The following is a 10,237-nucleotide window of genomic DNA, read 5'->3' as shown; positions in this document are numbered from 1 at the left end:
CGTGTCCATCGAGCACAAAATGGGCATCAAGGCCAGCCCCACGGCGGTGCTGCAGTTTGGCGACCACGGTGGTGCGGTGGGCTACCTCGTCGGCCAGGAAAACCGCGGCCTGGAGTACATGTTCATCATGATGAATGCCGCGCGCTACGGCGTCGGTGTGCAGGGCATTGCCATTGCCGACCGGGCCTACCAAAAGGCGGTGGAATTTGCCAGGGAGCGTATTCAAAGCCGCCCGGTCGATGGTTCACTGCCAGCGGCCGGCCCCATCATCCACCACCCCGATGTCAAGCGCATGCTCATGACCATGCGCGCCTACACCGAGGGCTGCCGGGCCCTGTCCAGCGTGGCGGCTGCGGCTTATGACGCAGCACATCACCATACCGATACCGAGACGCGCAAGCAAAATCATGCGTTTTATGAATTCATGGTGCCGCTGATCAAGGGCTACAGCACCGAGATGAGCCTGGAAGTGACATCCCTTGGCGTGCAGGTGCATGGTGGCATGGGTTTCATTGAAGAAACCGGCTGCGCCCAGTATTACCGCGACGCCAAGATCCTGACCATTTACGAAGGCACCACCGCGATCCAGGCCAACGACCTGGTGGGGCGCAAGACGGCGCGTGATGGCGGCCAGACCGCCAAAGGCATTGCCGCGCAGATCGAGGCCACCGAAGTCGCTCTGCTGCAAAACGGCAGCGACGACGCCCAGGCCGTGGCCAGGCGCCTCAAGGCCGCACGGCAGGCGTTCCTTGATGTGGTGGACTTTGTCGTGGGCAACACCAAAACCAGGCCCAACGATGTCTTCGCCGGCAGCGTGCCCTACCTGATGCTGGCGGGTAACCTGATGGCGGGCTGGCAATTGGCGCGCGCCTTGCTGGTGGCGCAAGACCAGTTGGACAAGGGCCTGGACACGGCCTTCATGCGGGCCAAGATCACCACCGCACGTTTCTACGCCGACCACCTGTTGACCAAGGCCCCGGGGCTGCGTGACAGTATTGTGGAAGGGGCGGCTTGTGTGACTGCGCTGGCGCTGGAGGCGTACTGATAGGGTCTATGTAGCGTGGCGTCGTCCGGATGCAGCGCAGCGCAATCCGGGATGTGCTGCCGTAACTCGGGCTGCGGGCCGGGCACAACATCTGCCCGATCCACAACCCTGCCGGTCAAAGCGCCGGCTCTGTGAAAATCAGCGTCTGAGTCTGCCCTGCTTGCCACGGCGGGTGCTTGGTCATGACACGCTGAAACAGCGGCGCGGCCTCAAAATTGGCCAGCCAGGTCTGCAGATTGGGCCAGGGGCGGCTGGCAAACCAGGCGCTGTCGGTGTGCGCGAATTGACGCACAAAGGGCGCGACGGCGGCATCTGCCAAGCCCCAGTGTGCACCTGAAAGGTGAGGCTCTTGGGTCAGGCGCTGCTCAAGATCAACTAGAAAAACAGCGCCAAGGTCACGGGGCGCATCTAGATCAGCAATGCCAAACCGGTTCGGGTATTTGAATCGGTCCAGCTGGGGCTTGAACTCGTTGTCACAGCGCTTGATTAAAAACAGGGCATCCGTCAGCCCGTCATCGGCAGGTAGCCAGTGCAGCGGGTCATGGCGCTGCAGCGCCCACAACATGATGTCGAGACTTTCGTCCAGTACATGCCCGTCTGTCTCGACCAGCACGGGCACCGTGGCCTTGGCCGACACTTGCCGCAGTTCAGCCGGTTTAGCACGCAGTTCCACCTCGCGCAATTCGCAGGTTTGGCCGCTGGCCGCCAGCGCCAGGCGCGCGCGCATGGCGTAGGGGCAGCGGCGAAACGAGTACAGGACCGGATAGCTTATTTGGAGGCTCCAACCCAGTCCAGGCCGCGCGCCTTGGCCAGGTCCCACTGGCGCTTGCGTTCACGGGCACCCGATTTTTGGCTTTCGCTGGTGATGGCGTGGCAGCGCGCGCAGCTGACGCCATCTTCGAACAGCGGCGACAACTTGTCGGCCTCGCTGATCGGCAGTCGGCACGCCCGGCACAGGCCGTAGTCTCCCACCGCCAGGCCGTGACCCACCGCCACCCGTTCGTCAAAGACAAAACACGCCCCTTGCCACAGGCTTTGTTCTGGCGGCACGGTTTCCAGGTATTTCAGAATGCCGCCTTCCAGGTGGTAGACCTCATCGAAGCCCTGGGCGCGCAGCAGGGCCGTCGATTTTTCGCAACGAATGCCGCCGGTACAAAACATCGCAACCTTGGGTTTTTTACCGGTGACCGGGTTCAGTGCTGCTGTTTGTTCGACCCACTGCGGCAATTGTGAAAAGCTGTCGATGTGCGGATTCAGCGCGCCGGTGAAAGTGCCAATGTCCACCTCGTAGTGGTTGCGGGTGTCCACCACCACCACGTCCGGGTCGGAGATCAGCTGGTTCCAGTCGGCCGGTTTGACATAGGTGCCAGCCAGTTTGGCCGGGTTGGCCTCGGGCACGCCCAGCGTGACGATTTCGCGTTTCAGGCGCACCTTCATGCGGTAAAACGGTGGCTTGTCCGACCAGGCTTCCTTGTGTTGCAGGTCGGCCAGCCGCAGGTCCTGGCGCAAATAGGCGAGCACCGCGCGCACGCCATCGGCTGGGCCGGCGATGGTGCTGTTGATGCCCTCGCAAGCCAGCAGGATCATGCCCTTGACGCCTTGCTGCTGGCACACCGCCAGCAGGGGTTCTTTGAGTGCGGCGTAATCGGGCAGGTCGACAAATTTGTAAAAGGCAGCGGTCAGGTAGTGCATCTTGAATGTTTTGCGAAGAACTTGCGGGTCAGACCACTCGCGCAGCGACGTGCTCTGACCCCAACATTATGTAGGCCAGGTCGAGCCGTGCTCGGGGACCACGGCACGCCAGCCAAGTTCGTGTTTGATGCGGCTGCGCAGCGTGTCGGCGGGACCAGGCTCGCCGTGCACCACATAAACCTGGTCGGGCGATTCGGGCATGGTGCGCAGCCAGGCCAGCAACTGGTTGGCATCGGCATGGGCCGAGGCGGATTCGAGTTGCACCACTTCGGCGTTGACTTCGACATCGCGGCCGTGGATGCGCACCGACTTGGCGCCACTGGCCAGCGTGGCACCGCGCGTGCCGGGTGCCTGGTAGCCCGTCAGGATGATCATGTTGCGGTGGTTGCCGGCATAGTGCGCCAGGTGGTGCAGCACGCGCCCGCCCGTGGCCATGCCGCTGGCTGACAAAATCACCATCGGGCCGTGGCGGCTGGCCAGGGCTTTGGATTCATCGGTGCTGTTGATCATGGTGGCGTTGTGGGTCAGGGCACGCGCGTCCTGGTGGCTCAGGCGGTGCTCGCCGGGGTGGTCTTCAAACAAATGGGTGGTGTGTACCGCCATCGGGCTGTCGAGGAAAACCGGCAGCGAGCTTGGCAGCTCGCCCTTCATCTTGAGCAGGTGAATGGCGTGCAGCAAGGCCTGGGCACGGCCTACGGCAAACACCGGCACCACGGCCACGCCGCCACGCTTGGCCACGCGCTGCAAGGCGGGTGCCAGCTCGGCCGGAATATCTTCCCTGGGGTGGATCCTGTCGCCGTAAGTGGACTCGATCAGCACGGTGTCGGCTTGTGGCGCGGCATCGGGTGGGCTCATGATCAGGTCGTCCGGGCGGCCCAGGTCGCCAGAGAACAAAATGCGCCGACCCGCCACTTCGAGCAGGATGCTCGACGCCCCCAAAATGTGCCCGGCCGGACTGAAGGTGGCCTTCCAGCCCGGCATGGGCGTGATGGTCTTGTCGAACTCCACCGCCTTCAGCAATGGCAGCGCATCGAGCGCGTCCTGCCGCGTGTACAGGGGCAGGGCAGGGGCGTGTTTGGAAAAGCCATGGCGGTTGGCAAACGCAGCGTCTTCTTCCTGGATGTGACCGCTGTCGGGCCACAAAATGCGGCACAGGTCGCGCGTGCCCCGGCTGGCATAGACATGGCCTGCAAAGCCTTCCTTGGCCAGCAGCGGCAGGTAGCCGCTGTGGTCGAGGTGGGCGTGGGTCAGCAATACCGCATGGATCTGGTCGGGCGGCACCGGCAGCGGCGCCCAGTTGCGCAGGCGCAATTGCTTGTAACCCTGGAACAGGCCACAGTCCACCAGCAGGCGCTTGCCGTCGTGCTGTACCAGGTATTTGGAGCCGGTCACGGTGCCGGCACCGCCCAGGAAAGTGATGGTCACACCCATGTCAAGGTCTCCTTGTGTTGCCCAAGCAAAAAGCCACGCCGTTGCAACTCAACAGCGTGGCTTCATTTTGGACTGTTTACAGGGCTGACAGACGACAAATATCAACTGAAAAAGCTTTTCAGCCGATCGGTCCAGCTGTCGCCGGTGGGCGAATGTTTGCTGCCCCCTTTTTTGAATGACTCGTCGAGTTCGCGCATCAGCTTGCGCTGGTGTTCGGTCAATTTGACAGGGGTTTCAACCAGAATGTGGCAGTACAGGTCGCCGGGGTAGTTTGAGCGCACGCCCTTGATGCCCTTGCCGCGCAAGCGGAACTGCTTGCCGGTTTGCGTGCCTTCCGGGATGTCGATGGCCGCCTTGCCTTCGAGCGTGGGCACGTCGATTTCGCCGCCAAGCGTGGCGGTAATGATGCTGATCGGCACCGAGCAGTGCAGGTCGTCGCCGTCACGCTCGAAGATGTCGTGTTTTTTCAGGCGGATTTCAATGTACAGGTCACCCGGTGGCCCGCCGTTGGTGCCGGGCTCGCCGTTGCCCGCGCTGCGGATGCGCATGCCGTCGTCGATTCCCACCGGAATCTTGACTTCGAGAGTTTTCTGTTTTTTGATCTTGCCCTGGCCATGGCAGGCGGTGCAAGGCTCGGGAATGACCTTGCCGGTGCCGCGACAGGTTGGGCAGGTCTGCTGCACGCTGAAAAAGCCCTGGCGCATTTGCACCGCGCCCGAGCCGCCGCAGGTGCCGCAGGACTTGACCTGGGTGCCTGGTTTGGCACCGCTGCCATGGCAGGTGTCGCAGTTGTCCCAACTGGGGATGCGGATTTGCGCGTCCTTGCCCTTGGCGGCTTCTTCCAGCGTGACCTCCATGGCGTAGCTCAGGTCGCCGCCGCGGTACACCTGGCGCCCGCCGGCACGGCCCCCCCGTTGCTGGCCGAACATGTCACCAAAAATGTCACCGAATGCCTCGGCAAAGCCGCCATAGGCTTCCCCGCCCGCGCCGCCGCGCATGTTCGGGTCAACCCCGGCAAAGCCGTGCTGGTCGTAGGCGGCCCGCTTTTGCGGGTCGGACAGCATTTCGTAGGCTTCCTTGGATTCCTTGAACTTTTCTTCGGCCGCTTTGGCGGTATCGCCCTGGTTACGGTCAGGGTGGTGCTTCATCGCGTGTTTGCGATAGGCCTTCTTGATTTCTTCGTCCGAGGCGTTCTTGGGAACACCCAGCACTTCGTAATAATCTCTTTTGGACATGGTCTGGTCTTGCCTGATGTCAACGCAAACGCCGCGGTGAACTTTCGAGGTTCAGCGCGGCGCTCACCAATGGTTTAAAAACAGCGTGAAAACAGGTGCTTAGGGCTTCTTGACTTCTTTCACTTCTGCGTCCACCACATTGTCGTCGGCCTGGGCCGAACCACCTGGCGCACCCTGACCGGCGTCGCCGGCCTGCGCGCTTTCAGCCGCCTGCTTGGCCTGCATGTCGGCGTACATTTTTTCACCGAGCTTCTGGCTCACCGTCATGAGGGCGGCACTCTTCTCGTCAATGGCAGCCTTGTCTTCGGACTTGAGGGCTTCTTCGAGCTGCTTGATGGCTTCTTCGATGCTGGCTTTTTCGGCCGCATCGATCTTGTCACCGTACTCTGCCAGGCTCTTCTTGACGCTGTGCAGGCTGGCATCGGCCTGGTTCTTGGCTTGCACCAGTTCCAGTTTGCGCTTGTCATCGGCCGAGTTGAGTTCAGCATCCTTGACCATTTGCTGGATTTCAGCTTCGGTCAGGCCGGAGTTGGCCTTGATGGTGATCTTGTTCTCCTTGCCGGTGCCCTTGTCCTTGGCGCCCACATGCAAAATGCCGTTGGCGTCGATGTCAAAGGACACTTCGATTTGCGGCGTGCCGCGTGAGGCTGGCGGAATGCCTTCCAGGTTGAACTCGCCCAGCAGCTTGTTGCCAGCAGCGATTTCGCGCTCGCCCTGGAACACCTTGATGGTGACCGCGGGCTGGTTGTCGTCGGCGGTCGAAAAGGTCTGGGCAAACTTGGTCGGAATGGTGGTGTTCTTGGTGATCATCTTGGTCATGACACCGCCCAGGGTTTCAATGCCCAGGCTCAGGGGCGTCACGTCGAGCAGCAACACGTCCTTGCGGTCGCCCGAGAGCACCTGACCCTGGATCGCGGCACCCACAGCCACGGCTTCGTCCGGGTTGACGTCCTTGCGCGGCTCGCGGCCAAACAATTCCTTGACCTTTTCCTGCACCTTGGGCATGCGGGTCATGCCGCCGACCAGAATCACGTCGTTGATGTCGGAGGCGCTGACACCGGCGTCTTTCAGGGCGGTGCGGCAGGGGGCGATGGTGCGCTCGATCAGCTCTTCGACCAGGCTTTCCAGCTTGGCGCGGGTGAGCTTGATGTTCAGGTGTTTCGGGCCCGAGGCATCGGCGGTCACGTAGGGCAGGTTGATGTCGGTCTGGGCGCTGCTGGAGAGCTCGATCTTGGCTTTTTCAGCGGCTTCCTTCAGGCGCTGCAGGGCCAGCACGTCCTTGCTCAGGTCAACACCCTGGTCTTTCTTGAACTCGGCGATGATGAAGTCGATGATGCGCTGGTCAAAGTCTTCGCCACCCAGGAAGGTGTCGCCGTTGGTGGACAGCACTTCGAACTGTTTCTCGCCATCGACGTCAGCAATTTCGATGATCGACACGTCAAAGGTGCCGCCGCCGAGGTCATACACCGCAATCTTGCGGTCGCCTTTTTCGTTCTTGTCCATGCCAAAGGCCAGCGCGGCAGCCGTGGGCTCGTTGATGATGCGTTTGACATCGAGGCCGGCAATACGACCGGCGTCCTTGGTGGCCTGGCGCTGGGCATCGTTGAAGTAGGCCGGCACGGTAATGACCGCTTCGGTCACGGTTTCACCCAGGTAGTCTTCAGCGGTTTTCTTCATCTTGCGAAGAATGTCGGCGCTGACCTGCTGCGGTGCCATGCGGTTGCCGCGCACTTCGACCCAGGCGTCGCCGTTGTCGGCGGCGGCAATTTTGTAGGGCATCAGGTCGATGTCTTTTTGCACTTCTTTTTCAGCGAATTTGCGACCAATCAGGCGCTTCACCGCGTACAGGGTGTTTTTTGGGTTGGTGACCGACTGGCGCTTGGCAGAGGCGCCCACCAGCACTTCACCGTCTTCCTGATAGGCAATGATGGACGGCGTGGTGCGGGCACCTTCGGCGTTTTCGATCACTTTGGCGGTGTTGCCTTCCATGACGGCCACACAGCTGTTGGTGGTGCCCAAGTCAATACCAATGATTCTTCCCATGATGCTTCCTTAAATGTTGGAGCAGTTGCCCGGCTGTTGTGCAGCCGGTGCAAGCGCCCGTGAGGGTTTTGAAATTCGAATGTGGATAAGGTGTGGCTGCCGGCGCTTATTTCAAGCCGGGCAGTCGCTTTATTTTGCGGCGGCCACGGTCACCAGCGCCGGGCGCAGCACACGCTCGGCAATCAGGTAACCCTTTTGCAGCACAGTGACCACGGTGTTGGCCTCCTGCTCGGAGGGCACCACGCTGATGGCCTGGTGCTGGTGCGGATCAAACTTGTCGCCGGCAGCCGGATTGATGGCAATGATCTTGTTGCGCTCCAGTGCCGAGACCAACTGGCGCAGCGTGGCCTGGGAGCCTTCGCGCAATTGATCCAGCGTGGCGTCCTTGATCGCCAGACCGGCTTCCAGGCTGTCGACCACCGGCAACAGGCTGTCGGCAAACGACTCCAGCGCAAACTTGCGCGCCTTGGACACTTCATCGTCGGCGCGGCGCCGGGCGTTCTCGGTATCGGCCTTGGCGCGCAAATACTGGTCGGCCAGATCGTTGCATTTGGCCTGCAGCAGAACGATGTCAGCCTGACAGCTGGCCAGGGTCTGCGTTTCCAGTTCAGGCAAGGCCGAATCGGTGCTGGGGGTGTCAACGGGGTTGGGCGTGCCGGCCGTGGAAGGTTCGGAGCCGGGTGGGGTCGTGCTAGGGTGGGTCATGCAGGTGTGAATGGTTGTGAAACAACAAGTTTTTGAGAGATTGGGCTGCAAACCGTTTTTACAAGGGCATCCGGGCAAAAAAAGTGACAAACCCGCCAAGGCAGAAAAAAGCGGGCCAAACAAGCCCGCTGCTTCATTTGGCCGCCCAGGCGGCCGATCGCCACGGCTTAACCGAGATTCAGCAACTCAACGTCAAACTTGAGGGTGGCATTGGGTGGAATCACGCCGCCGGCACCGCGTGCGCCATAACCCAGCTCGGGCGGGATGATGAGGGTGCGCGCGCCGCCCACCTGCATGCCGGCCACGCCTTCGTCCCAGCCTTTGATCACCATGCCGGCGCCCAGGCGGAACACAAACGGGTCGCGCCGATCTTTGCTGGAGTCAAATTTGGCACCCTGCTGGCCGTTCTGGTAGAGCCAGCCGGTGTAGTGCACGGTGACATTTTGGCCAGCAGTGGCCACCGCACCGCTGCCCAGGACGGTGTCTTCAATGGTAAGGCCGGAAGCAGTTGTAGTCATATGAATGGTCGTTGAGGGGAAAAGTTGTATTTTAAACCCTGACTGGGGTTTGGCTGGCCACCCATTTGTTGGCAAAAGCGGTCAAATCGCCCATGCGCTTGAGCAGGTCCAAGCCCATGGCTGTGGCCAGGTAGCCGTCACTGCCGTGGTCGAGAAAGCCCGCTGCCCGCAATTCCTTGATGCGGGTGTTGAGCGTGTTGGGTGTGATGTTGCCAACGCTGTCCTGCAGGATGCGAAAGGTTTGCGGATGCCCGTCTTTCAAGGCCCACAACACCCGGATGGCGTAACGTGACTCCAGCAGGCTCAACAATTGACCAATGGCAATATTGTCTTTGGAAGTCATGAAACTCGTCTCCAAGAGGCTGGGGTAGTTGAAAGACCTGATGGGCCATAAAAGCCAACAGGAAATCAGGTATTTTGTGGCGTTTTTTTCTTTGAAACTATAGCGCAAATTTAGCCTGCGCTACAGGTTTCATAGTTAGAAAGGCAGAGGGGCGGATCACGCGCCTCACCCTGTCTGCACTGCTTGATGAACGAGATGATCTCAATGAGGGTGACGAGCCTTGACCCCGGCACTGGCTCCACAGTTAGGGCTGCTTGGTTCCCCACCTGACCCGGTTGGCCGCTTCACCATGCGGGAAGGCTCGTCGTTTTCGATTGTAAAGCCTTATGCCCCTGTCAGATCGTTTGTGGGGGCTCCCGGGGCGTTGCTCTTGACGGAGGCGATGCCGTTCTCGCGTGAAGCTTCTGAGGAATACATCTCGCTTCGTCCAATGATCTGGCCGTTGGCTGCCTTCAGGCTGAAATAAGGCTGGCCGGACGTGGACTCGGCACGCACAAAGCGCTCGTCCACTGCGGCGTTGGTTTTGCACGATTCAATGCCCTGGGTGGCGTCGGTCTTGGATTCGTACATCTGGCTGGTCAGAATGATCTGGCCATTACCCGCTTTCAGGTTAAACAGAAACTTTCCGTTTTTTGACTTGCTGATTTCAAATTTACCTGCCATGGTGCTTCTCCTTCAAAATTGTCAAATTGGATGGACTTACCGGTCAGGCATTGGGCGACGCCTCCGGAACAACTAGTTTACGGTTTGTAGGGCCCTTTAGAATCAAGAAATGTCATACCTTGTGCTCGCCCGTAAATACCGTCCCCGTAATTTCACTGAAATGGTGGGCCAGGACCACGTGGTGCAAGCCCTGACCAACGCGCTCACCAGCCAGCGCCTGCACCACGCCTACCTGTTTACCGGCACGCGCGGCGTCGGCAAGACCACGGTGTCGCGCATCCTGGCCAAGTCGCTCAACTGCCAGGGCACCGACGGCCTGGGTGGCATCACCGCCACCCCTTGCGGTGTCTGCCAGGCCTGCACAGACATCGACAGTGGCCGCTTTGTCGACTACACCGAGCTTGATGCCGCCTCCAACCGGGGCGTGGACGAGGTCCAGGCGCTGCTGGAGCAGGCGGTGTACAAGCCGGTGCAGGGCCGGTTCAAGGTGTTCATGATCGACGAAGTGCACATGCTCACCAACACGGCGTTCAACGCCATGCTCAAAACGCTGGAAGAGCCG

Annotated in this window: 11 protein-coding genes and 1 other RNA gene; 2 read left to right on the top strand and 10 right to left on the bottom strand. The window is 60.7% G+C overall.

Annotated elements, in window-relative coordinates:
• On the top strand, window positions 1-1,045 hold a 1,045-nt coding region (locus tag NDI87_RS13860; protein ID WP_296275948.1), incomplete at its 5' end, for an acyl-CoA dehydrogenase.
• Window positions 1,046-1,160: 115 nt separating this feature from the next.
• Here the strand turns inward: NDI87_RS13860 and NDI87_RS13855 are convergent.
• The 10 genes from NDI87_RS13855 to NDI87_RS13810 form a co-directional block, all read right to left on the bottom strand.
• Window positions 1,161-1,835, bottom strand: coding sequence for a glutathione S-transferase (locus tag NDI87_RS13855; RefSeq protein ID WP_296275950.1), 675 nt, complete (start codon window positions 1,833-1,835; stop codon window positions 1,161-1,163).
• Entirely contained in the window at window positions 1,814-2,737 is a 924-nt protein-coding gene (locus tag NDI87_RS13850; protein WP_296275946.1) for a rhodanese-related sulfurtransferase, read from the bottom strand. The genes NDI87_RS13855 and NDI87_RS13850 overlap by 22 nt, the downstream gene beginning before the upstream one ends.
• A gap of 66 nt (window positions 2,738-2,803) precedes the next feature.
• Window positions 2,804-4,168 (bottom strand): MBL fold metallo-hydrolase, encoded by a 1,365-nt coding sequence (locus tag NDI87_RS13845; RefSeq protein WP_296275945.1) that lies wholly within the window; start codon window positions 4,166-4,168, stop codon window positions 2,804-2,806.
• 101 nt (window positions 4,169-4,269) lie between these two features.
• The gene (gene dnaJ, locus NDI87_RS13840) at window positions 4,270-5,403 is read right to left on the bottom strand and encodes a molecular chaperone DnaJ (RefSeq protein ID WP_296275944.1); all 1,134 of its coding nucleotides are present in this window, start codon (window positions 5,401-5,403) and stop codon (window positions 4,270-4,272) included.
• A gap of 99 nt (window positions 5,404-5,502) precedes the next feature.
• The gene (dnaK, locus tag NDI87_RS13835; protein WP_296275942.1) at window positions 5,503-7,446 is read right to left on the bottom strand and encodes a molecular chaperone DnaK; all 1,944 of its coding nucleotides are present in this window, start codon (window positions 7,444-7,446) and stop codon (window positions 5,503-5,505) included.
• A 129-nt stretch (window positions 7,447-7,575) separates the two neighbouring features.
• Complete coding sequence (gene grpE, locus NDI87_RS13830; protein ID WP_296275941.1) at window positions 7,576-8,151, bottom strand: nucleotide exchange factor GrpE; 576 nt, start codon at window positions 8,149-8,151, stop codon at window positions 7,576-7,578.
• Between the two features lie 167 nt (window positions 8,152-8,318).
• Window positions 8,319-8,675, bottom strand: a complete 357-nt coding sequence (locus tag NDI87_RS13825) for an FKBP-type peptidyl-prolyl cis-trans isomerase (protein ID WP_296275949.1) — start codon at window positions 8,673-8,675, stop codon at window positions 8,319-8,321.
• Between the two features lie 25 nt (window positions 8,676-8,700).
• Complete coding sequence (locus NDI87_RS13820) at window positions 8,701-9,012, bottom strand: winged helix-turn-helix transcriptional regulator (RefSeq protein ID WP_296275940.1); 312 nt, start codon at window positions 9,010-9,012, stop codon at window positions 8,701-8,703.
• A 209-nt stretch (window positions 9,013-9,221) separates the two neighbouring features.
• An RNA gene (gene ffs / locus NDI87_RS13815) (signal recognition particle sRNA small type) lies at window positions 9,222-9,318 on the bottom strand.
• 18 nt (window positions 9,319-9,336) lie between these two features.
• The gene (locus NDI87_RS13810) at window positions 9,337-9,675 is read right to left on the bottom strand and encodes a YegP family protein (RefSeq protein ID WP_296275939.1); all 339 of its coding nucleotides are present in this window, start codon (window positions 9,673-9,675) and stop codon (window positions 9,337-9,339) included.
• Window positions 9,676-9,784: 109 nt separating this feature from the next.
• On the opposite strand from NDI87_RS13810, the gene NDI87_RS13805 reads away from it, so the two are divergent.
• On the top strand, window positions 9,785-10,237 hold a 453-nt coding region (locus NDI87_RS13805; RefSeq protein WP_296275938.1), incomplete at its 3' end, for an AAA family ATPase.

This window comes from Rhodoferax sp. (assembly GCF_023701345.1).
Classification (GTDB): domain Bacteria; phylum Pseudomonadota; class Gammaproteobacteria; order Burkholderiales; family Burkholderiaceae_C; genus Rhodoferax.
Note: the sequence above shows the minus strand (reverse complement) of the source record. Positions and strands in the feature narration are given on the sequence as shown.

Bases quoted from the DNA above. Each gene is read 5' to 3' on its own strand.
- NDI87_RS13820 (WP_296275940.1), bottom strand. From the start codon at position 9,012: ATGACTTCCAAAGACAATATTGCCATTGGTCAATTGTTGAGCCTGCTG.
- dnaK (WP_296275942.1), bottom strand. From the start codon at position 7,446: ATGGGAAGAATCATTGGTATTGACTTGGGCACCACCAACAGCTGTGTG.
- dnaJ (WP_296275944.1), bottom strand. From the start codon at position 5,403: ATGTCCAAAAGAGATTATTACGAAGTGCTGGGTGTTCCCAAGAACGCC.
- NDI87_RS13850 (WP_296275946.1), bottom strand. From the start codon at position 2,737: ATGCACTACCTGACCGCTGCCTTTTACAAATTTGTCGACCTGCCCGAT.
- NDI87_RS13810 (WP_296275939.1), bottom strand. From the start codon at position 9,675: ATGGCAGGTAAATTTGAAATCAGCAAGTCAAAAAACGGAAAGTTTCTG.
- grpE (WP_296275941.1), bottom strand. From the start codon at position 8,151: ATGACCCACCCTAGCACGACCCCACCCGGCTCCGAACCTTCCACGGCC.
- NDI87_RS13845 (WP_296275945.1), bottom strand. From the start codon at position 4,168: ATGGGTGTGACCATCACTTTCCTGGGCGGTGCCGGCACCGTGACCGGC.